The organism is Ochrobactrum sp. AP1BH01-1 (assembly GCF_018066705.1).
In the GTDB taxonomy this organism is placed as follows: domain Bacteria; phylum Pseudomonadota; class Alphaproteobacteria; order Rhizobiales; family Rhizobiaceae; genus Brucella.
Genome location: NZ_JAGPOU010000001.1, coordinates 665,493 through 686,848, shown reverse-complemented (window position 1 = coordinate 686,848; position 21,356 = coordinate 665,493). Strand labels below are relative to the sequence as shown.

The window sequence follows — 21,356 nt, the reverse complement described above, 5'->3', positions numbered from 1 at the left end:
AATCCTTACCAGGCTGTTTTATTGTCGAGCCAGGAAAGCGGCGCTCGTTCAATTTCCGCAAGAACCTCAACCAGTCGCTCGGCAGCAAAATCGATGGTCGCCCGCCCCTTCTGGGCTGTTGCGAGCGTCGCATCGCCAGCGGCGCCATAAGGATTGATATCCTGGATCTGCCAAGCGGGCTTGGCGCCTCCGCCCAGCGAAAGATGCTTGAAGTCACTCGCAAAAGTTTCCGTAAGCGTGCGGAAATCCCGTGCTTTCGACATGTCCACGAGATCGGGATGCATCTCCAGCATCACCGAGGTTTCCATGTCACCGGCATGGATGCCGTGCTTCAGGTCGTGATCGCTGTACACGCCTTCCGGCATTCCAAGGCCGAACCAGTTAATGCTTGCCACCATCATGTTGTGACGGATGCGAAGCTCTCGCGCCACAATATCCATGACACTGATCTGGCCGCCATGGCTGTTGAGCAGCGCCAGCTTGCGGACACCGCTTGCTGCCACGCAAGCGCCGATCTCGCACCACATGCGAATGATGGTCTCTGCTGAGAACGTCAATGTGCCAGGATAAAGGCTGTGCTCATTGCTCTTGCCGATGGCTTGCGTCGGCAGGAAAAGCGCGTGGCTTGTTTCTGGAAGGCGGGCGATTGTTTCCTTCACCATGCCATCGACAATGGCGGCATCGACCGCCAAGGGCAGGTGAGGGCCGTGCTGTTCAATTGCGCCGACGGGCAGAACCGCCACGAGCTTCTCACGATCGAGGCGGGAGAATGCCTCGCTCGTATAATCGGACCAATATCGTTTCAATACTGCAACTCCTACACGCTCGGGCCAAGGGCGTTAGAGCGCATCCCGAAAAGTGTGAAACGGTTTTCGGAACAAGATGCGCGTCAAACCAGATTTGAGAGCATCCTACTAAACAATCTGACCGATCGGTCAAACTAAATGTTTAAAATATGCATATTGCGTGCAATTAAGGTGTGAATCCGTGGCTGTTCAGTCACGCAGCGGGACGCGAAGCGTTATGCTAAGCGGAAATTTCCGGAGGTCCTATGGACGACAGATGCATTATAATTGGGGCTGGTCATGCCGGCTCACAGGCCGCTATCAGTCTTCGGCAGGAAGGCTATGCGGGAGAAATCGTTCTCATCAACGACGAAACCGATATTCCCTATCATAAGCCACCACTATCCAAGTCCTATCTGAAAGCGCCGCAAGGCGGCGGTCTGGTTCTGCGTCCGGAAGCGGCCTATCGCGACAACAATATCGAGATGCTGTTTGGCCATCGTGTTGACGCCGTATCAATTGCGGACAAGACAGTCACGCTCGATGACGGGCGCGTCCTGAACTGGTCTGATCTGATCTTCGCGACCGGCGCGCGCGCCCGCATTCCCAATTTGTCAGGTGTCGAGTTTGAGGGTGTTTTCACGCTGCGCCGGATGGAAGATGCACGCCGCATCGCGGCAGCAATGCCAGATGTTGAGAATGTGGTTATTATCGGCGGCGGCTTCATTGGCCTCGAAATGGCGCATAGCGCTATCGCGCTTGGCAAAAAGACGGTCCTGATCGAAGCTGCGCCTCGCGTGCTGGGCCGTTCGGTTGCGACGCAGATCTCTGCCCATGTGGAAGCGCGCAGCCGGGCGGCGAGTATTACACTTCTGACTGGTCTCGGCGTAGCCGCCATCGATGGAGCAGATGGCCGCGTGACGGGTGTGAAAGCGGCGGATGGAACCATATTCCCGGCTGATATGGTTGTGATCGGCACGGGCGCAGTGCCAAATGTGGATCTCGCAATTACGGCTGGGCTCGCAATCGATAATGGCATTGTCGTAGATGAGAACCTGCGCACGTCCGCCAGTCACGTTTACGCTATCGGCGATTGCGTGAGCTACGATCATTTTCATGCCGGTCGCCGGGTACGGCTTGAATCGGTGCAAAACGCGACAGATCAGGCAAAGCATGTCGCGCGTACCATTGTCGGGCGCGAGGCGCCGTTTCGGGAGATTGCCTGGTTCTGGTCCGATCAGGGTGATATGAAGCTGCAGACAGCCGGGCTTTCCTTCGATGCCGACCGGCACATTCTTTCGGGAAATCCGGAAGAAAATGCATTCTCCGTTTTCCATTTTGCGGGCGCCAAGCTGGTGGCGGTCGATTCCGTCAATCGTCCGGCGGACCATATGATCGCGCGCCGCTTGCTGGCTGCCGGGATCAATCCCACGGAAACCGATATTGCAGCTGGTGCGGCCCGCCTAAAGGAACTGCTGATCAGCGCCCCCAAATCATAAGGATTGTTCGATGAGCACTTTGAAATATCTGCTACCCGCTGACATGGCAGCGCCCTTTGCCGCATACAGCCATGGGGTGAAGGTAAAAGCCGGTGCTGAAATGATTTACTGCTCCGGTCAGCTTGGCATTGCGCCTGATGCAAGCGTGCCGGATGAGGCAGGCGCGCAGGCAGAACTCTGCTTTGAGAATATTCGCCGCATTCTGCGCGATGGAGGCATGGACCTTTCGGATGTGGTCCGTATCAACGCCTACGTCACGGATCGAGCCTATATGCGCCCCTATATGGATGTCCGCGACAGGCTGTTCCCACAGCCAGCGCCAGCGTCGACGCTGATGATCGTTTCCGGTTTCACGCGAGAGGAGTTCAAGGTCGAGATAGAGGTAGTTGCGGCCAGATAGCCCTGGCGACGAGCCGTCAAAGCGCCGCAGCAATGCATATCGCCTTTGCCTGAAAGGAGTGGTAGGGTTGTCCGACATCCTCCAGTCCCTCAGGCCCATTCATGTCCAAAATTCAGCCTTCGGCTTCATCGCCGGGAACTTCGCCACGTTCGTCCGTACGATTGGCGGAACTAGCGCTTGCCATCGGCGGCTTCGGTATAGGCACTGGCGAATTCGCCATTATGGCGCTGTTGCCCGATATCGCCCGCGACCTTGACGTGACCATTCCGCAAGGTGGACATCTCATCAGTTCTTATGCGCTCGGTGTTCTGATCGGCGCCCCGGTACTGGCAGTGATTGGCGCAAGGCTCGACCGTCGCAAGCTTCTATTCCTCCTCATGGGGCTGTTTGCCTTCGGCAATCTCGCAAGTGCATTCATGCAGGACTATGCCGGTCTTTACATGATGCGGTTCGTCGCCGGCTTTCCGCATGGGGCCTATTTTGGAGTAGCGTCGCTGGTCGCCGCCTCATTGGCGGAGCTTGGCAAGCGTGCGCAGGCTGTAGGGCGGGTGATGATGGGGCTTACCGTTGCCACATTGTGCGGGACCCCGCTTGCGACTTCTCTCGGTCAGATTGCCGGATGGCGCGCAATGTTTGCCTCTGTTGGCCTGATTGCAATTCTGACCATGGTGCTCGTTGCAATCTATGTTCCGAAGCAGCCGGCAGCCGAGGGGGCGTCACCTTTGCGCGAACTGGGAGCCCTCCGTCGCAAACAGGTCTGGCTGACGCTTGGGATTGGTGCAATCGGCACGGGTGGCCTGTTTTCCGTCTTTACCTATGTTGCGGCGACAGTCACTGAGGTTTCGCAAGTCGACGTGAAGTGGATGCCTTTCGTGTTCGCCATGTTCGGCCTAGGCATGGTGCTTGGCAATATAGTGGGTTCCCGCCTGACGGATCGTTCGGTCATGGGAACAGTGGGGCTGGTGCTACTCTATGATATGGCAGTCATGCTGGTATTCCCCGTCCTCATGCAGCATCCGGCGACGGCATTTCTGAACGTGCTTCTGGTCGGCGGCGGTTTTGCGCTCGTTCCCGCATTGCAAACGCGTCTGATGGACGTGGCGGCAGATGCGCAAACCCTGGCCGCAGCCCTCAATCATTCCGCGCTCAATCTTGCCAATGCGCTCGGCGCATGGCTCGGAGGCCTCGCGGTCGCATGGGGGTATGGCTGGACCTCGACGGGAACAGTCGGCGCGTTGCTCGCATTGTCGGGTCTGTTCGTTTTCGCAGTCTCGGTTGCGTTCGACAGACGCGGCGCGGCAAGACTTGCCTCGCAAGAGGGCTAGGTACGGTCCATAAACGAAAACACCCGTCGCGGGAGGAGCGACGGGTGTTTATGGGGAAGACCGGACTTGGGAGGAGGATATCCGGTCTTGAATCACCGAGGGAATGGGAGGAGGAGAAAACACCCCGGTGATATTCTGGAAACGGTGGGACCGCACAATTATGGGGATTCGCGGTCCTTGAAGAAGGCCGATGCCTTCCGGTGCGCTGTCAGCGAGCAGCGGCCTTGCGTGCTACGAACGGGATTTCCGAAGGCAGGATGCCGAGGTCGTTCAGTTCGCGTGGGCTCAGGCGGCTCAGTTCGTTTACGGTGTTACGGTAACGGCGCCAGTTGTTGTACGAGCGGATCAGGTTCATTTCTCTCACCTAGTAAAATCTTATCTCTTTGTTGCAGACAGCATATATGCTCGAAGCATTTCGAATTGGAGAGACAGATTTGCATAGCTGCAATGCGTTAAAGCTTGTCAGTTGCACGCCTTTTGCGCGGCACGGTCATCATGCGATCACAATCTCGTGCCCTCTTGGGGAAATCGGCTGGATTCAGGCTGCTTCGGCGGCTAACCAGTTAAAATTTCTTTAAAAATTTGCCAGCGCGAAAACTCCTCCCAAGAATTGTGGTGGGCTGAGACGCTTGCAAGGAATTTGCTGTCAGTAAACGAGCGGTCTCGCCGGTGTCGCGATCAGCATGTATAATAGAGTATAAGTTCGAACTCGCTTGGCTTGTGGTCTTGTCGCAAAAGTCCGGGAAATCGTCGGTTAGAGACAACAATTCCACATGACTTACGCGCTGGATTGGGTTAAGGGAGTTTCGTCGGGTGTCGGGACGCCATATCATGTGACGTTCTTGCACTGTCTGTCTGCGGGAGAGCGCCGATTGGCCGCCGAAGGGGAAATCGCCCGAAATCTCTCAGGTACAAGGAACCGCAGACGGGTAAGACAACTCTGGAAAGTCGGGGGAAACCCTGCGCCGAAGGTGTAAGTATGGCTTTGGCCATGCGAGTCTCTCAGGCTTGAGACAGAGGGGCACGAAGCAACCGCATTTTGCGGAGGCACACGTGCGACTCTGGAGTTGTTATGGGCGATACCGCACATTTGAATACCCTGCCTTTGCAGGACTTGCATGAACAGGCTGGCGCGCGCTTTGGCGGCTTTGCTGGCTGGAACATGCCGATCACCTATCCGCTGGGCGTCATGAAGGAACATCTTCATACGCGTGAACATGCGGGCCTTTTCGACATTTCCCACATGAAGCTGGTCGAGGTGTCGGGCGGCGATGCTGCGGCACTTCTGGCGGAAACCTGCCCGCTCGACCCGACGGTGCTGAAGGCCGGCCAGTCGAAATACACTTTCTTCCTCAATGATAAGGGTGGCATTCTCGACGATCTCATCGTGACGCGCCTTGGCGAAGACCGCTTCATGGTTGTCGCCAATGCGGGCAATGCCGATGCCGACATCGAGCATCTGAACGAAGCCGCTTCCGGCAAGCAGGTCACGGTCAATCCGCTCGACCGCGTGTTTCTCGCCATTCAAGGTCCGGAAGCCGAAAGCGTTATCGTCGATGCCGGTCTGGCCGGTGCTGCCGATCTCGCCTTCATGAGCGGCTTCGAGCCCAAGCAGGGCTGGTTCATGACCCGCTCCGGTTATACCGGCGAAGACGGCTTTGAAATCGGCCTGCCTACCGATGAGGCGCGTGCGCTGGCGACCAAGCTTCTCGCCGACGAGCGCGTTGCGTGGATCGGCCTTGCCGCCCGCGATTCCTTACGTCTTGAAGCCGGGCTTTGCCTGCACGGTCAGGACATTACGCCGGAAACCGATCCGGTCTCCGCTGGTCTCACCTGGGCGATCACCAAGCCTGTGCGCGAAAAGGCTGCATTCAACGGGGGAAAGGCCGTGCTGGACGCAATTGCCAAGGGTGCTACCGCAAAGCGCGTCGGCCTCAAGCCGGAAGGCCGTCAGCCGGTCCGCGGCGGCGCTGACCTTTTTGATGAATCCGGTCGTCAGATCGGCACCGTCACATCAGGCGGTTTCGGTCCTTCCGCCGGCTTCCCTGTCGCCATGGGCTACGTCGAGGCCAGCCTCGCCACCCCCGGCACACGTGTTTTCGCTGACGTTCGCGGCAACAAGGTTCCCGTTGACGTTTCGGCGCTTCCCTTCACACCGCATCGCTATCGCAAAGGATAATTTCCATGGCCAAAATCCTGTTCACCGAAGATCACGAGTGGATCAGTGTCGAAAACGGCGTCGCCACTGTCGGCATTACGATCCACGCACAGGAACAACTGGGCGACCTCGTTTTCGTCGAGCTGCCGGAAGTCGGCCGCACCGCCTCCAAGGGCGAAGGCATCGTGGTTGTGGAATCGGTCAAGGCCGCTTCCGACGTTTATGCGCCGGTTGACGGCGAAGTGGTGGAAGTCAACGAAGCCGTATCGTCCGATCCGGCTCTGATCAATCAGGCTGCTGAAGGCGATGGCTGGCTGTTCAAGCTGAAGCTCTCGGATGAAGGCCAGCTTTCCGGTCTCCTCGACAAGGCCGGTTACGACGCACTGGTAGGATAAAGCGATGACCCAACAGGTTCTTCCCTTTGTTGCCCGTCATATCGGGCCGAGAGTTGAAGACGAGCGCGCCATGCTGGCCGCGCTCGGCCTTCCTTCCATGGAAACCCTCATCACGCAGGCTGTTCCGGCGTCCATTCGCCTCAACCGTGCGCTCGATCTGCCAGCGCCGTTGAGCGAACATGCGGCACTGGCCGAGCTGAATGAAATCATGGGCCGCAATGTGGTGAAGAAGAGCTTCATCGGTGCGGGCTATCATGGCGTGCACACGCCTCCGGTGATCCAGCGCAACCTGTTTGAAAATCCGGCCTGGTACACGGCCTATACGCCCTACCAGTCGGAAATCAGCCAGGGTCGTTTGGAACTGCTGTTCCACTTCCAGACGCTGGTTGCCGAACTGACCGGCCTGCCGGTTGCCTGCGCCTCCCTGCTCGATGAAGCAACCGCCGTTGCGGAAGCTGTCGGCGTTGCCTGCCGCCATCACCGCGACAAGCGCAGCCGCGTGCTTCTGGCGGGCGATCTGCATCCGCAGACGGTCGATGTCGTCAACACGCGCGCCGAACCGCTCGGCTGGCTGGTCGAGAGCGGCAGCACTGTCGATGACAACACCGCTGCGGTGATTGTGCCGTGGCCGGATACCAAGGGCGTTTATGGCGACTTCTCCGGCGTTATCGCCGATGCAAAGGCCAAGGGCGCGCTGGTTATCGCCGTTGCCGATCCGCTGGCGCTGACGATCATGGAAGCCCCTGCGAAGTGGGGCGCCGACATGGCTGTCGGTTCCATGCAGCGTTATGGCGTGCCGATGGGTTTTGGCGGCCCGCACGCGGCATATCTTGCCGTGTCCGAGCCGCTCACTCGCATCATTCCGGGCCGCATCGTCGGCCAGTCGGTCGATGCGCATGGCCGCGCCGCCTATCGTCTGGCGCTCCAGACCCGCGAACAGCACATCCGCCGCGACAAGGCAACCTCGAACATCTGTACCGCACAGGCGCTGCTCGCCAATATGGCTGCATCCTATGCCATCTGGCACGGTCCGGCCGGCTTGCAGGCGATTGCAACACGCATTGCCGGTCTTGCTGCCCGCTTCGCCGCTGGCCTCAAGGCCGCTGGCGTTGAGATCGCCGGTGACAGCCTGTTCGATACGGTTGCGGTCAAGGTGGCTGGCAAGGCAGCAAAGATTGCTGACGAAGCCGATAAGGGCGGTCGTCTGCTGCGCATCATCGATGCTGACACGGTTGGCGTGACTTTCGATGAAACCTCGACCGAAGACGATCTGGCGGCACTCGCCGTTCTGTTCGGCGCGAAGGCGGTTGAAGGCGATAAGGCTCTCGTTCCGGGCAAGGGGCATGATAAAGTTCGGGGTGAAGGCTTCCTGACGCAGGAAGTGTTCCATTCGCACCGTTCGGAAACCGAGATGATGCGCTTCCTGCGTCGTCTGGCCGACAAGGATCTGGCGCTTGATCGCGCAATGATCCCGCTTGGTTCCTGCACGATGAAGCTCAATGCGGCAGCCGAAATGATGCCGGTGAGCTGGAACACGGTTGCCAATCTGCATCCGTTCGCGCCTGCGGCCCAGACCGAAGGTTATGCGAAGATGACGGCTGACGTCGAAGCATGGCTTTGCGAAGTCACCGGCTTTGCAGGTGTTTCGCTGCAGCCAAATGCAGGCAGCCAGGGCGAATATGCTGGTCTCTTGGCTATCCGCCACTATCACCAGTCGCGTGGCGAGGGCCACCGCAACATCTGCCTGATCCCGTCGTCTGCACATGGCACCAATCCAGCCAGCGCCTCGATGGCAGGCATGAGCGTTGTCGTGGTCAATTGCCGCCCGGATGGCGATATAGATATCGACGATCTCAAGGCCAAGGCCGAGAAGCACCGCGATAATCTCGCCGCCTTCATGATCACCTATCCGTCGACCTATGGCGTGTTCGAAGAAGGCATCAAGGCTTTCTGCGAAATCGTCCACGCCAATGGCGGTCAGGTCTATTTCGACGGTGCAAACCTCAATGCACTCGTCGGCCTTGCGCGCCCGTGCGATATCGGCGCCGATGTTTGCCACATGAACCTGCACAAGACCTTCTGCATTCCGCATGGCGGCGGCGGTCCGGGCGTCGGCCCGATCGGCGTTGCAAAGCATCTGGTGCCTTATCTGCCGGGCCATGTCGATCTCGGTTCCAAGCATGCCGTCTCGGCGGCTCCCTTCGGCAGCGCGTCCATTCTAGTCATTACGTGGATGTATATCCGCATGATGGGCAGTGCGGGCCTGAAGAAGGCGACCGAAGCCGCAATCCTCAACGCCAACTATATCGCGCATCGTTTGAAGGACGCTTATCCGATCCTTTACACGGGCGCGCATGATCGCGTGGCGCATGAGTGCATCGTGGATACGCGCGTTCTGAAGGATAGCGCGGGCGTGACCGTGGAAGACGTGGCCAAGCGCCTCATCGACTATGGGTTCCATGCACCCACCATGTCGTGGCCGGTTGCCGGTACGCTGATGATCGAGCCGACGGAATCCGAGCCGAAGTCGGAAATCGATCGCCTTTGCGATGCGATGATCGCCATCGCGGGCGAGGCGAAGAAGATTGCCGATGGGGTCTGGCCGCAGGATGATAATCCGCTCGCCAATGCGCCGCACACGGCTGGCGATACGCTGGCCAGCGAATGGACGCATCCTTACTCCCGTGAGGAAGCGGTTTTCCCGGCGATCGCCCTTGGCGGCGAATTCGACGTGACGGCAAAATACTGGCCGCCGGTCAGCCGCGTGGACAATGTCGGTGGCGACAGAAATCTTATCTGCTCGTGCCCGCCGGTTGCAGCCTACGGATGAGTTGAAGGCATATTTGTCGATAGAGGGCGCCGCGGAAACGCGGCGCTTTTTGTGTGGCGAATAAACATCGACCCTTGATTAACCAGACTTCAGTTAATTGCGCGATGAGACTGTCGTATCGTGCCAGCCACGTTTTCAATGAAACAAACGACAACCAGAATGCAGATAAAAAAAGAGCCGGACTGGGAAGTCCGGCTAAGTTATGAAGGTGCCTTATAGGCAAACCTCCAGAGGGGAACACTTACCGCGCGCAATGGGAGGAGGCACAGCGGTAAGTGACTGTGATATGTATCAGCTTGCTCCAATCTTCAACCCCTGAAACAAGAAATTTTTGACCATTTCGGAAAATTCTGAAACTTTTCCGATTTTGACCGTGTCTAACTGCTTATTGGTCAAAATTTATGTTCCTTGAAGGCGGGGTCGTGCTCTAAATCGAAACAATCTTCCGTTGCAGTACGATCACCTGCGACTCAAAGTCGGTTTCTGAAGTCTGTCGCGTTCGTCTTTGATACGGCGTGGTCTCATCACTCTGTTTCTTGATGCGAGTTACACGGGCACACCAGCTATCCGCGATTGCAAGAGATACGCTTTGGAGGCGGTTACCCGATCTTAGTTCTGACAGGTTTGCTTGGGCGGTTGAATCCAGATCGCGGCGCAGGGTTCAGCGTCAGTGGTTTTTCAAGGACTTATGCATTCATCGCCGGATTAATAGATTATCATCCATCGCTCGCGCATATAAGTTTCTGAAATGATTAGAACAATTCTAAAACATTCCTGCGTTGGTCAACTTCATTTAGCTTGCAGCGCTGGCGGGGCGGATATAAAAGATGACCAAATGACGAAGGCTTCGTGCCGGGCTTAAAGAGAAGCGACCAAGGGGCAGGCCGATTTCTCTGTCTTTTGGATAGTCGGAATGCTTGTACCTTTTCTAATCATGTTCCGCGAAGGCGTGGAAGCTGCGCTTATCGTCGGCATTATAGCCAGTTACCTTCATCAGACCGGACGAAGTGCCTGGATGCCTGTGGTCTGGATCGGCATTCTGCTGGCTCTGGCCATGTCGCTCACCGTTGGTGCGATCCTGCAGCTTCTCAGTGCAGAGTTCCCTCAGAAGGCACAGGAGCTTTTTGAAGCCACTATTGGCCTGATTGCGGTTTTCGTGTTGACCTCAATGGTGTTCTGGATGCGCAAAGCTGCGCGCTCTATCAAGGCGGAATTGCATCACTCCATCGACGCGGCATTTCAGACCCCCACGCATAAGGGCTTCGGTCTTATTCTTATGGTTTTCTTCGCAGTGGCGCGGGAAGGACTTGAATCCGTCTTCTTTTTGTTGGCTGCTTTCCAGCAGAGCGAGGGGCCTGCTGCGCCGCTTGGCGCGCTGCTTGGTGTGTTGCTCGCGGCCGCAGTTGGATACGGTATCTTTAAGGGCGGCTTGAAGTTGAACCTTCGTCGCTTCTTTCGCTGGACCGGTGTTTTCATTCTGATCATCGCGGCGGGCATTCTGGCCAATTCTGTCATGGCGCTGCATGAGGCTGGTATCTGGAACCATTTCCAGACAGTCGTTTTCGATGCGAGCGACATTCTCCCGCTCGACAGCACGCTTGGTTCGGTTCTGGCTGGTGTTTTCGGATACATCGCGACACCGACTGTCAGCGAAGTGGTCGCCTATGTGGCTTTCCTCGTTCCGGCACTCATTCTGTTTCTTATGCCGGCAAGCGCATCAGCGGCGGCAGGTCAGATCAAGACAAGCGCACAATAAAAGAGATTTTTATGACGAACCCGAAGCCTACAGAACCGATGTCGCGCAATCTGGTCCGCATAGGACTGGCCTTCGCTGTACTGTTGTTGCTCGCTGCTGGCGCAGCGTTTTATTATGCATCCCGTGTATCGGATAAAGCACGTCACGCTGATGTCGGTGACAAAATACAAGTGGCGATTAATGCAAAAAGCTGTGAGCCCAACGAATTGACCGTCCCGGCTGGCCGTTCAATATTCGAAATCGTCAACAATTCGGATCGCACCGTCGAGTGGGAAATCCTTGATGGGGTTATGGTGCTGGAAGAGCGCGAAAATATTGCGCCGGGCTTCAAGCAGACGATCACGGCCAAGCTGGCGCCAGGTGAATACCAGATTACCTGCGGGCTTCTGTCCAACCCTCGCGGCAAGCTGACCGTAACTGCGACCGCTGCAAGCGAGGCGGAAAAGGGCAAACTGCCACTTACAGCTTTCATCGGTGCATTGGCCGAGTATCAGATCTATCTGACCACTGAGGTTGCAGGATTCCAGAAAGCTGTTGCGGCGCTTTCCGCGGCAATAGCAAGCGGGAATCTGGAAGCCGCTCAAACCGCCTATGCTCCGGCGCGCGCAGCCTATGCACGCATCGCACCCGTCTCGGAAGCTTTTTCTGATCTCGATACAGCGATCAATGCTCGTGCCGATTATTTTGAGAAGCGTGAGCAGGACGCAAGCTTCGGTGGTTTGCACCGCATCGAATATGGTCTGTTCGAACAGAAGTCTGTCGACGGACTGGAGCCTGTCGCGGGCAAGCTTGAGCAGGATGCCACAGCACTGAAAGAACGCCTTCGCGGACTGCGTATTTCCCCGGACCGCATGATGGCCGGGGCTGCTTCCGCACTGAATCGTTTTGCTTCGACTGCGTCGGATGCCGGTGAAGACCGCTATGCACATACCGACCTGCAAGCTTTATCCGGCCTTCTCGAAGGCTCCCGGAAGACTGTCGATGTTATGCGTCCCATTGTCGAGAAAGCTGAACAGAAGGCATTCGAAGACCTCGATACGGATGCAACCTCAATCAAGGCACTGCTTGATGCGCGTGCAGAAGGCAATGGTTACAAGGCATATGACGCTCTGTCGTCTGATGAGAAGGCGAAAATAAAGGAAGGCGTGACCGCACTCGCCGCACAATTTACGAAACTCCGCGATCAGCTTGGAGTAAATTGATGATCAAGAAATTTTTAAAAGCCGATAAGATTGTCACTGAAGAGCCCGTTTCCGCTGGCCGACGCGCATTGTTGCTTGGCGCCGGAGCCACCGGTGTCGCGGGCGCCGTCGCAGGTGTTCTCGCGCCTCAGTCTGCACAAGCACTTTCCTCCGAAAATGTGACCAATGCGCCGGAAAGTGAGAAGCTTCACGAAAGCCAGCCTTTTTACGGAAAGCACCAGCCCGGCATCGTCACGCCGCGTCCCGCCGCCGGTCTCGTCGCCTCTTTCGATGTGCTGGCACGCGACCGTGCCGAACTCGAGCGGATGTTCAGGCTGCTCACCGAGAGAGCAGAATTTTTGATGAAGGGCGGGACTCCACCGGAACTCGATGCGAAATTTCCGCCGTCGGATTCCGGCATTCTCGGTCCGGTCGTCACACCCGACAATCTCACCATTACGGTTGCGCTTGGCTCTTCATTGTTCGATGACCGTTTCGGCTTGAAGCCATTGAAGCCGAAACTTCTGCAACGCATGACAGCTTTCCCCAACGATGCTCTGCAAAAGGACATCTGCCACGGGGACATTGTAATTCAGTTCTGCTCGAATACGCCGGACACGAACATTCATGCGCTGCGCGACATCATGAAGAACATGCCCGATCTTTTGATGGTGCGCTGGAAGCAGGAAGGAACGGTTCCGGTGCAGCCCCCGCATTCGCCAAAGGCGAAAGAAAGCGCGCGGAATTTCCTGGGTTTTCGCGACGGTTCAGCCAATCCGGATTCCTCCGACGAAGCATTGATGAACCGCGTCGTTTGGGTGGGGGAGAAAAATGCGGAGCCGGATTGGGCGACCAACGGCAGCTACATGGCCGTGCGCATCATTCGCAATTTCGTCGAGCGTTGGGACCGTACGCCGCTACAGGAACAGGAAGCCATTTTCGGACGTCGCAAGGATAGCGGAGCGCCATTCGACGGAAAAATCGAGACCGACGTCCCCAATTACGCGAAGGACGCCGACGGCAAAATCACGCCGCTCGACTCACATATCCGTTTGGCAAATCCGCGCGATGCAAATGCCGAGCAGCATCTCATTCTGCGCCGTCCGTTCAACTATTCCAACGGCGTCAGCAAATCAGGCCAGCTTGATATGGGGTTGCTCTTCATCGCCTATCAGGCCGATCTGGAGAAGGGTTTCATCACGGTTCAGAACCGGCTCAACGGCGAGCCGCTGGAAGAATATCTGAAGCCGATTGGTGGCGGGTATTTCTTCGCGCTGCCGGGTGTTCAGGATCACAAGGACTACTACGCACGCGCACTTTTGGAGGCCAGCGGCCCACAAAATGCCCGCGGGTGAGGAATCTATCATAACATTTTGAGTTTACGCGCATTTTTCGGAGTGCGCCCCACGTGGAGAGGCAAAATATGAGATACCATCTGCCATTGCTTGCATCGGCGTGTGCCGTTGCCCTTACGCTCAGCTTCGGCGCAGCGAAGGCCGAAGTTTCACCGCTGGACCTCGTTCAGCCGATCGCTGACTACAAGGTCTACGTGCAGGAAAACCTCGATATTCTGGTAAAAGACACCAAGGCTTTCACCGATGCGGTCAAGGCAGGCGATCTGGAGAAGGCCAAGGAGCTTTATCCCTCTACCCGCGTTTCTTACGAAAAGATCGAACCGATTGCCGAACTCTTCGCCGATCTTGACGCATCCATCGACAGCCGCGCAGATGATCATGAAAATGGCGAAAAGTCGGAAGATTTCACAGGGTTCCACCGTATCGAATACGGCGTGTTCGCTCAGAATTCGACCGAGGGGCTTGGGCCGATTGCCGACAAGCTGTATGCAGATGTACTGGAACTCCAGAAGCGCGTGAAAGACCTCACTGTGCCGCCGGAAAAGGTGGTTGGTGGCGCTGCTGCTTTGCTTGAAGAAGTGGCCGCAACCAAGATTTCTGGCGAGGAAGATCGTTACAGCCACACCGACCTTTGGGACTTTAAGGCCAACGTCGACGGCGCACAGAAGATCGTCGAGCTCTTCAAGCCTTTGCTGGAAAAGGAAAATCCGGACCTGGTGAAGAAGGTGGAAGCCAACTTCAAGACGGTCGACGACATCCTTGCCAAGTATAAGAAGGGCGACGGTTACGAGGCCTACGACAAGCTGTCGGAAGATGATCGCAAGGCGCTCGCCGGGCCGGTAACGACGCTCGCCGAAGATCTCTCCACCCTGCGCGGCACGCTCGGTCTGAATTGAGAAACGAAAATTGAAATGGCGGGGCAACCCGCCATTTTCATGCGCTCATGCGGAGTTTGATTTCTGCATTCAGCAGGATGCGCTGGGTTTCAGGCAGTTCCAGCCGGTCATCTGTCGTTTCCCCCAGCGTCCGGAACAAGAGTTCGATCGCCAGACGTCCAATCTCGTTATAATCCTGCGCGACGGTTGTGAGCGGGGGACACGTATATTCTGAGAGGGGGTTGTTATCGTGACCCGCGACACGAACATCACAATCCTTGAGCCTGCCAATTTTGAGACCGGCCTGCCAAAGTGCGCCGGTTACGCCAAAGGCGATGCGGTCGTTTGAACAAAGAACAGTGCTCGTTGGCAGCCGTCCCTTTTCACGCAGAATTCGCGCAGTTTGGTCGAAGGCATAACGTTCGAAATCCCAGCTGCGGCTTTGTTCAAGATCGATGATGCGCGGCTCATAACCGAGCTTTTCCATTGCCAGACGATAGGCTTCCTGTCGCGTGATTGCATTGTTGTTGACCATTGGCATGGAAAAATAACATGGCTCACTGCCCGAGCGGCACAGGTAATCGACAATCAGGTGAAAGGATTTGAGATTGTCTGTCCCGACAAAAGGTGACGCACTGTCAAGCGGAGAGTCGACATAGACAATCGGAACGTCTTCTGCGAGACGCGCCAGCGTTGAATGTTGCGATGCTTCGCCGAGTGGCGCAATAATGGCGCCGGCGACATTGAGAGAGCGCAGGGTTTCGATGGCCTGCTTCTCAAGTTCGGGCTTGCCATCCGAAGATAGAACAATTGCCAGATAGCCGCGTTGTTCCGCGAGCGATTGCAACCGTTTCGTCATCGCCATGTAGAAATGGTCAAGCTGGTTGGGAATAATTATACCCAAAATTGTCGTGCGACGCCGATTGAGGTTCACTGCGAAAAGATTTGGTCGAAAGCCGGATTGCCTGATCGCCGCTTCTATCAGTTCCCGTGTCTTGGGCCGGACGGACGACGGATCACTGAAATATTTCGACACCGTCGGACGCGAAAGCCCCACGAATTCGGAGAAATCTTCCATGGTGCGTATGGTCTTGCGCACGTCTCTATGTCCTGTTCGTCAGTCGTCGTAGGCTTGCCGGATGCGGCAAGACTATTTTTCGCGAAGTGGCCATGTAAATCGGAACGTGCTGATTTCTCAGGCCAGTCTCTGGTCCTGATCGCTGCTTCGTCAATAATTTCAGGACGTTCCTCCAACTCCCTTCGCCTTCATTTTCCATCAGGCGGTGTCCGGTCAAACTGTCAAAGGCGGGGCAAAACGTCAAGCAGACAAATGTGTTTGCCTAAAATGGTGCCAGGACTATCCATATGTGCTAAAACAGAAATTCGTGAATTTGTCAGGTGGAAATGTCCGTGTTTTCAGCCCTCGGTACTGTTCACATAGCGGTCGTTTCTCCTCGCAACGCAAAATTGAAAACCGTGCTTGACAAGCCACGGAACGTCGCGCCATAAATTTTACATATGTAAGAATTTTGCTATGCATTCGTAAAGGAGGAGACGAAATGCGGACCAAATCTTATGTTGCAGGGCTTATTGCGTCTGCTGCAGGTGTCGCAATTATGGCTGGATCTGCGTGGGCGGAGGAACTCACGGTGGCTACAGTCAATAATGGTGACATGATCATCATGCAGAAACTGTCGCCGGAGTGGGAGAAAGCGACCGGCAACAAAATTAACTGGGTAGTGCTCGAGGAAAACGTGCTGCGTCAGCGCGTCACGACCGATATTGCTACCAAGAGCGGCCAGTTCGATATCCTGACCATCGGTGGCTACGAAACGCCGATCTGGGGCAAGGCCGGATGGCTTCTGTCTGTTGACGATCTTGGCGATGATTACGGTTATGACGATCTCATCAAGCCGGTTCGCGCCGGTCTGACCGTAGATGGCAAGCTCTACGCCGTTCCGTTCTATGCGGAAAGTTCGTTTACGCTTTATCGCAAGGATCTGTTCGATGCGGCGGGCCTCAAGATGCCCGAGGCGCCAACCTATGCGGAAATCAAGGATTTCGCGACCAAGCTCACAGACAAGTCCAAGGAACAATATGGGCTCTGCCTACGCGGAAAGCCGGGCTGGGGCGAGAACATGGCCTACCTCGGCACGCTTGTGAACACATTTGGCGGCCGTTGGTTCGATGAAAACTGGAAACCGCAAATCAATTCGCCGGAGTGGAAGACGGCCATCAATTTCTACGTCGATCTGATGAAGGAAGCAGGCCCTCCCGGAATTACCTCGAACGGTTTCAATGAAAATCAGGCGCTTTTCTCGACCGGCCATTGCGCCATGTGGATCGATGCCACTTCCGCGGCTGGTCGAATTTATGATCCGAAGCAAAGCCAGGTTGCGGACAAGGTTGCCTTTACCAAGACGCCGGTAGAGGTAACGCCGAACGGGTCCTCATGGGCGTGGTCCTGGAACCTCGCAATCCCGGCCTCGAGCAAGAAGGCGGAAGCCGCAAAATCATTCCTGAAATGGGCGACGTCGAAAGAGTATGTCGAGCTTGTAGGTAAGTCTGAAGGCTGGGTTGCCGTTCCTCCGGGTACGCGCCAGTCCACCTATGCCAATGAAGAATACAAGAAGGCAGCTCCCTTCGCAGATACGGTGCTGAAAGCCATCGAATCCGCCGATCCGACAAAGCCGACCAAGGACCCGGTTCCTTATACCGGTATCCAGTTTGTAGCCATTCCTGAATTCCAGGCAATCGGCACACTGGTCGGTCAGGCGATTTCCTCGGCTGTCGCCGGTCAGCAGAGTGTGGACGCGGCGCTCGACGGTGCGCAGCGTCAGGTCGAGCAGATCATGACCCAAGCGGGTTACATCAAGTAGCTGCATAGAGCGGTTTTAACGCAAGTCGTTGGAACCGCTCTGACTAATTGCTTTGCGCATTTCCGAACGCAAAATCGTTCACACTCTTGCTGGAAATGCTCTAGCGGCCTGTCGTCTTCGGTAGGAGGATGACGGCAGGCCTGACTTTCGTAGACGTTCGCGCTGGCGAATCCGAAACGGGAAGGGGAGGACAGGTCTGAATGCCAGCAAACCCTGCATCGGCCACAGGCACAAGAGCACGCTTTGCCGCGAAGTCGCGTCGCAATGTCCGCACGGGACCGCTGCTCGCTCCCGCAGTCATTCTGCTTTTGCTATGGATGATAGTTCCCCTGGCGATGACCTTGTGGTTTTCGTTTCAGTATTACAATCTCATCAATCCATTTATTACCGGTTTTGCCGGCTTCTCGAATTATTCATTCCTCTTGTCCGATCCCACCTTATGGTCGGCAATCGCCAAGACGCTCATCCTTGTCGTGTCTGTTCTGGTAATATCAGTTGTCCTCGGCGTGCTCTTCGCGGTCATCTTCGATCAGGATTTCTGGGGTAAGAACATAGCGCGACTTCTGGTCATTGCGCCGTTCTTCGTCATGCCTACCGTGTCGGCATTGATCTGGAAGAACCTTTTGATGCATCCGGTGAATGGGCTGTTTGCATTCATTTCACGCAGTTTCGGATTGCCAGTCATCGACTGGTTCTCACAGTTCCCGATGGCTTCCGTCATCATAATCGTGTCGTGGCAATGGGTCCCGTTTGCAACGCTGATCCTTATGACGGCGATGCAGTCTCTTGACCGGGAGCAGATGGAGGCTGCGCGACTTGACGGCGCCAAGGGACCGGTCATGTTCTTTTACATCGTGTTGCCGCACCTGCTGCGCCCGATTTCGGTCGTCATCATGATCCAGACGATTTTCCTTCTGTCAGTCTTTGCGGAAATTCTCGTTACCACTTCGGGCGGGCCGGGTATCGCTACGACGACGCTTACCTATTTCATCTATCTGAAAGCGCTGCTCCAGTGGGATATCGGCGGCGCTTCCGCAGCTGGCGTTATCGCCATCATCCTGGCCAATATCGTTGCCGCGTTCCTGATCCGGACCGTTGCACGAAATCTGGATAGTTAGGAGGGCCGACCCGATGGCTGCAAAACGCAGGATCAACAAGGCAGCGGTCTCGGCCGGTATCATTGGCTGGATCGTAGCGCTGTTGATGTTCTTCCCGATCCTCTGGATGCTGCTTGCAGCATTCAAGACGGAAATCGACGCCGTGGCGCCACCAAAGCTATTTTTCGAGCCGACGCTGGAGAATTTCGTCGCGGTCAATCAGCGCGCCGATTATTTCCGCTATGCCATGAACAGCATCGTCGAAAGTCTGGGCGCGACCATTCTTTCGCTCATTATCGCGGTGCCAGCGGCTTATGCTGCAGCATTTTTTCCCGGCAAGCGCACCAAAGACCTTCTCTTGTGGATGCTTTCTACAAAGATGCTACCTGCGGTGGGCGTGCTGGTGCCGATCTATCTTCTGGCGCGTGATAGCGGGCTTCTCGATACGCGGACGGGCCTCATCATCATTTTCACCTTATCCAATCTGCCGATTGTGGTCTGGATGCTCTATTCCTTTTTCAAGGAAGTACCGGGAGAAATCCTTGAAGCAAGCCGCATGGACGGCGCGAAAGTCGGCCAGCAGATACGCTATCTACTTCTACCGCTCAGCCTTCCCGGCATCGCATCGACGGCGCTGCTTTCCATCATTCTGTGCTGGAACGAAGCGTTCTGGAGCCTGAACCTGACCGCTTCCCAGGCGGGGCCGCTCACCGCGTTCATAGCGTCCTTCTCGTCACCGGAAGGGCTCTTTTGGGCAAAGCTCTCGGCGGCTTCCACGCTCGCCATCGCGCCGATACTTGTCTTCGGATGGGTCACGCAGCGCCAGCTGGTGCGCGGTCTCACCTTTGGCGCCGTGAAATAAAGGGAAAGAAATGGCTACACTTTCACTGAAAAACGCCACCAAGTCCTTCGGTAATATTGACGTCATCAAAGGTGTCGATCTGGACATTGCCGACCGCGAATTTGTGGTTTTCGTCGGGCCGTCCGGCTCGGGCAAATCAACGCTTCTGCGCATGATTGCCGGGCTTGAGGAAATTACCGGCGGTGACCTCACCATTGACGGCGAGCGTATCAACGATACACCGCCGGATGAACGTGGTCTTGCCATGGTTTTTCAGACCTATGCGCTCTATCCGCATATGAATGTGCGCGACAATATGGGTTTTGCGCTGAAACTCGCCGGCGTCGCCAAGGCCGAACGTGACCGCAAGGTCGAGGAAGTCGCAAAAACGTTGCAACTTGATCAATTACTCGATCGCAAGCCGAAGCAGCTTTCAGGCGGGCAGCGCCAGCGCGTTGCGATCGGGCGCGCAATGGTGCGCGAACCGAAGATTTTCCTGTTCGACGAACCGCTTTCCAATCTCGATGCTGCTCTACGTGTGCAAATGCGTATCGAATTGGCGCGTCTGCACGACCGGCTCAATGCGACAATGATTTATGTCACGCACGATCAGGTGGAAGCGATGACGCTTGCGCACAAGATCGTGGTTCTCCGCGATGGCAAGGTGGAGCAGGTGGGGTCGCCGCTGGAGCTTTACCACCATCCGGTCAATCGCTTTGTAGCCGGCTTTATCGGTTCCCCGACCATGAATTTCATCGAAGTCAAAGCAAGCGCCGTCGATGCCGATGGGGTGACAGTCCAGCTCGCCAATGGATGTTCCGTCAAAACGCCGGTCGAGGGTGCAGGCGTAACCGTCGGTGCGCCGCTGGTTCTTGGCGTCCGTCCGGAACATCTTCATCCGGTCGCTGATGGCATCCTGGATGGCGAAATCATGGTCGTCGAGCGTCTTGGCGGTGAGACCTATCTGTATGTGCAAAATGAAAGCGCAACCGGACTTATTGTTGCGGAGGCGGGCGGTGGCAGCGCAGCACGTGCGCATGAAGCGGCCAAACTAGGTTTTGACCCGACGGACGCCCATCTGTTCACACCCGACGGCAAGGCTTTGGAGCGCTTTGAGCGGCACCCATTATTGCTGACTGAAAAGAAAACGCACCTGTGAGTGCAGGCTGTATTATCCCGGAGTATCCCCATGAGACTGAAAGACAAGGTGGCCCTTATCACTGGCGCTGCGCGCGGTATCGGACTTGGCTTTGCTGAAGCCTATGCGCGCGAGGGCGCGAAGGTTATCATTGCCGATATTAATATCGAGCGAGCAGACGAGGCCGCGCGCGGCATCGGTCCATCGGTCAAGGCGGTAAAACTTGACGTGACCGATCTCAGCCAGATTGACAAGGTTGTTGGGGAGATCGACGCGGAATATGGCGGCATTGATATTCTGGTCAATAATGCCGCGATCTTCGACATGGCCCCTATCAACGAACTGACCGAAGACAGCTATGAGCGTGTGTTGGGCATCAACCTGAAGGGGCCGCTCTTCATGATGAAGGCGGTTTCAAATGTGATGATCAAGCGCGGACGCGGCGGTAAGATCATCAACATGGCGAGCCAGGCGGGGCGCCGCGGCGAGGCGCTGGTGACACTCTATTGCGCATCGAAGGCGGCCATCATTTCGGCTACGCAGTCGGCAGCTCTCGCGCTCGTCAAGCATGGCATTAATGTCAATGCTATTGCACCGGGCGTTGTTGACGGCGAACATTGGGACGTGGTGGACGCGCACTTTGCGAAATGGGAAGGATTGAAGCCGGGCGAGAAAAAAGCGGCTGTGGCAAAGTCGGTGCCGATCGGTCGCTTCGCCACGCCGGCGGATATTACCGGCATGGCAGTGTTCCTTGCCTCATCCGACAGCGACTACATCCTGGCTCAGACTTTCGGCGTTGACGGCGGCAACTGGATGGCTTGAGGCAAGGCTGGGATATTGCA

General features: G+C 56.3%; 18 protein-coding genes and 1 riboswitch. Of the genes, 15 read left to right on the top strand and 3 right to left on the bottom strand.

All coding sequences use genetic code 11. The features are described from left to right. Positions 1-5: 5 nt before the first annotated feature. Positions 6-806 carry a creatininase family protein gene (locus J9800_RS03080; protein ID WP_114214750.1) on the bottom strand — a complete coding sequence of 267 codons (801 nt, stop codon included), beginning with the start codon at positions 804-806 and terminating at the stop codon, positions 6-8. Between the two features lie 245 nt (positions 807-1,051). Here J9800_RS03080 and J9800_RS03075 point away from each other — a divergent pair, with 245 nt between their 5' ends. The 3 genes from J9800_RS03075 to J9800_RS03065 all read left to right on the top strand — a co-directional run bounded on the left by J9800_RS03075 (position 1,052) and on the right by J9800_RS03065 (position 4,009). Continuing rightward, complete coding sequence (locus J9800_RS03075) at positions 1,052-2,284, top strand: NAD(P)/FAD-dependent oxidoreductase (RefSeq protein WP_114214751.1); 1,233 nt, start codon at positions 1,052-1,054, stop codon at positions 2,282-2,284. Positions 2,285-2,294: 10 nt separating this feature from the next. Then, positions 2,295-2,684, top strand: coding sequence for a RidA family protein (locus tag J9800_RS03070; protein ID WP_114214752.1), 390 nt, complete (start codon positions 2,295-2,297; stop codon positions 2,682-2,684). 101 nt (positions 2,685-2,785) lie between these two features. Next, positions 2,786-4,009 carry an MFS transporter gene (locus J9800_RS03065; RefSeq protein WP_114214753.1) on the top strand — a complete coding sequence of 408 codons (1,224 nt, stop codon included), beginning with the start codon at positions 2,786-2,788 and terminating at the stop codon, positions 4,007-4,009. Positions 4,010-4,217: 208 nt separating this feature from the next. On the opposite strand, the gene J9800_RS03060 is transcribed toward J9800_RS03065, so the two are convergent. Beyond that, entirely contained in the window at positions 4,218-4,364 is a 147-nt protein-coding gene (locus J9800_RS03060) for a DUF1127 domain-containing protein (RefSeq protein WP_002965914.1), read from the bottom strand. A gap of 493 nt (positions 4,365-4,857) precedes the next feature. Beyond that, a riboswitch (glycine riboswitch) is annotated at positions 4,858-4,941 on the top strand. 140 nt (positions 4,942-5,081) lie between these two features. Between J9800_RS03060 and gcvT the strand changes: the two genes are divergently transcribed. The 7 genes from gcvT (at position 5,082) to efeO (J9800_RS03025) (ending at position 14,580) form a co-directional block, all read left to right on the top strand. Beyond that, positions 5,082-6,188 carry a glycine cleavage system aminomethyltransferase GcvT gene (gene gcvT, locus J9800_RS03055; RefSeq protein ID WP_114214754.1) on the top strand — a complete coding sequence of 369 codons (1,107 nt, stop codon included), beginning with the start codon at positions 5,082-5,084 and terminating at the stop codon, positions 6,186-6,188. Between the two features lie 5 nt (positions 6,189-6,193). Then, positions 6,194-6,562 (top strand): glycine cleavage system protein GcvH, encoded by a 369-nt coding sequence (gene gcvH, locus J9800_RS03050; protein WP_078336790.1) that lies wholly within the window; start codon positions 6,194-6,196, stop codon positions 6,560-6,562. Positions 6,563-6,566: 4 nt separating this feature from the next. After that, the gene (gcvP, locus tag J9800_RS03045; protein WP_114214755.1) at positions 6,567-9,392 is read left to right on the top strand and encodes an aminomethyl-transferring glycine dehydrogenase; all 2,826 of its coding nucleotides are present in this window, start codon (positions 6,567-6,569) and stop codon (positions 9,390-9,392) included. A 913-nt stretch (positions 9,393-10,305) separates the two neighbouring features. Then, positions 10,306-11,148: an iron uptake transporter permease EfeU gene (efeU, locus tag J9800_RS03040; protein ID WP_112587295.1), complete on the top strand. Its 843-nt coding sequence runs from the start codon at positions 10,306-10,308 to the stop codon at positions 11,146-11,148. Between the two features lie 11 nt (positions 11,149-11,159). Further along, positions 11,160-12,350 carry an iron uptake system protein EfeO gene (gene efeO / locus J9800_RS03035; RefSeq protein ID WP_114214756.1) on the top strand — a complete coding sequence of 397 codons (1,191 nt, stop codon included), beginning with the start codon at positions 11,160-11,162 and terminating at the stop codon, positions 12,348-12,350. Further along, entirely contained in the window at positions 12,350-13,684 is a 1,335-nt protein-coding gene (gene efeB / locus J9800_RS03030; RefSeq protein ID WP_114214757.1) for an iron uptake transporter deferrochelatase/peroxidase subunit, read from the top strand. Before efeO (J9800_RS03035) ends, efeB begins: the two co-directional genes overlap by 1 nt. 68 nt (positions 13,685-13,752) lie before the next feature. Then, positions 13,753-14,580, top strand: coding sequence for an iron uptake system protein EfeO (gene efeO / locus J9800_RS03025; protein WP_112587301.1), 828 nt, complete (start codon positions 13,753-13,755; stop codon positions 14,578-14,580). 37 nt (positions 14,581-14,617) lie between these two features. Here efeO (J9800_RS03025) and J9800_RS03020 read toward each other — a convergent pair whose 3' ends face one another. Continuing rightward, complete coding sequence (locus tag J9800_RS03020; protein WP_114215049.1) at positions 14,618-15,637, bottom strand: LacI family DNA-binding transcriptional regulator; 1,020 nt, start codon at positions 15,635-15,637, stop codon at positions 14,618-14,620. A 481-nt stretch (positions 15,638-16,118) separates the two neighbouring features. Between J9800_RS03020 and J9800_RS03015 the strand changes: the two genes are divergently transcribed. From J9800_RS03015 to J9800_RS02995, 5 genes are all read left to right on the top strand, one after another. Then, complete coding sequence (locus tag J9800_RS03015) at positions 16,119-17,438, top strand: ABC transporter substrate-binding protein (RefSeq protein WP_210845447.1); 1,320 nt, start codon at positions 16,119-16,121, stop codon at positions 17,436-17,438. Between the two features lie 200 nt (positions 17,439-17,638). Beyond that, entirely contained in the window at positions 17,639-18,556 is a 918-nt protein-coding gene (locus J9800_RS03010; RefSeq protein ID WP_112587304.1) for a carbohydrate ABC transporter permease, read from the top strand. 13 nt (positions 18,557-18,569) lie between these two features. Beyond that, entirely contained in the window at positions 18,570-19,397 is an 828-nt protein-coding gene (locus J9800_RS03005) for a carbohydrate ABC transporter permease (protein ID WP_112587306.1), read from the top strand. A 10-nt stretch (positions 19,398-19,407) separates the two neighbouring features. Then, positions 19,408-20,535 (top strand): ABC transporter ATP-binding protein, encoded by a 1,128-nt coding sequence (locus J9800_RS03000; RefSeq protein ID WP_114214758.1) that lies wholly within the window; start codon positions 19,408-19,410, stop codon positions 20,533-20,535. A gap of 30 nt (positions 20,536-20,565) precedes the next feature. Beyond that, complete coding sequence (locus J9800_RS02995; protein WP_114214759.1) at positions 20,566-21,336, top strand: L-iditol 2-dehydrogenase; 771 nt, start codon at positions 20,566-20,568, stop codon at positions 21,334-21,336. The last annotated feature ends 20 nt before the right edge of the window (positions 21,337-21,356 follow it).

Bases quoted from the DNA above. Each gene is read 5' to 3' on its own strand.
- gcvT (WP_114214754.1), top strand. From the start codon at position 5,082: ATGGGCGATACCGCACATTTGAATACCCTGCCTTTGCAGGACTTGCAT.
- J9800_RS03075 (WP_114214751.1), top strand. From the start codon at position 1,052: ATGGACGACAGATGCATTATAATTGGGGCTGGTCATGCCGGCTCACAG.
- efeO (WP_112587301.1), top strand. From the start codon at position 13,753: ATGAGATACCATCTGCCATTGCTTGCATCGGCGTGTGCCGTTGCCCTT.
- J9800_RS03060 (WP_002965914.1), bottom strand. From the start codon at position 4,364: ATGAACCTGATCCGCTCGTACAACAACTGGCGCCGTTACCGTAACACC.
- J9800_RS03065 (WP_114214753.1), top strand. From the start codon at position 2,786: ATGTCCAAAATTCAGCCTTCGGCTTCATCGCCGGGAACTTCGCCACGT.
- J9800_RS03070 (WP_114214752.1), top strand. From the start codon at position 2,295: ATGAGCACTTTGAAATATCTGCTACCCGCTGACATGGCAGCGCCCTTT.
- J9800_RS03000 (WP_114214758.1), top strand. From the start codon at position 19,408: ATGGCTACACTTTCACTGAAAAACGCCACCAAGTCCTTCGGTAATATT.
- J9800_RS03015 (WP_210845447.1), top strand. From the start codon at position 16,119: ATGCGGACCAAATCTTATGTTGCAGGGCTTATTGCGTCTGCTGCAGGT.
- J9800_RS02995 (WP_114214759.1), top strand. From the start codon at position 20,566: ATGAGACTGAAAGACAAGGTGGCCCTTATCACTGGCGCTGCGCGCGGT.
- J9800_RS03010 (WP_112587304.1), top strand. From the start codon at position 17,639: ATGCCAGCAAACCCTGCATCGGCCACAGGCACAAGAGCACGCTTTGCC.
- gcvH (WP_078336790.1), top strand. From the start codon at position 6,194: ATGGCCAAAATCCTGTTCACCGAAGATCACGAGTGGATCAGTGTCGAA.
- J9800_RS03020 (WP_114215049.1), bottom strand. From the start codon at position 15,637: ATGGAAGATTTCTCCGAATTCGTGGGGCTTTCGCGTCCGACGGTGTCG.
- J9800_RS03005 (WP_112587306.1), top strand. From the start codon at position 18,570: ATGGCTGCAAAACGCAGGATCAACAAGGCAGCGGTCTCGGCCGGTATC.
- efeU (WP_112587295.1), top strand. From the start codon at position 10,306: ATGCTTGTACCTTTTCTAATCATGTTCCGCGAAGGCGTGGAAGCTGCG.
- efeO (WP_114214756.1), top strand. From the start codon at position 11,160: ATGACGAACCCGAAGCCTACAGAACCGATGTCGCGCAATCTGGTCCGC.
- gcvP (WP_114214755.1), top strand. From the start codon at position 6,567: ATGACCCAACAGGTTCTTCCCTTTGTTGCCCGTCATATCGGGCCGAGA.
- efeB (WP_114214757.1), top strand. From the start codon at position 12,350: ATGATCAAGAAATTTTTAAAAGCCGATAAGATTGTCACTGAAGAGCCC.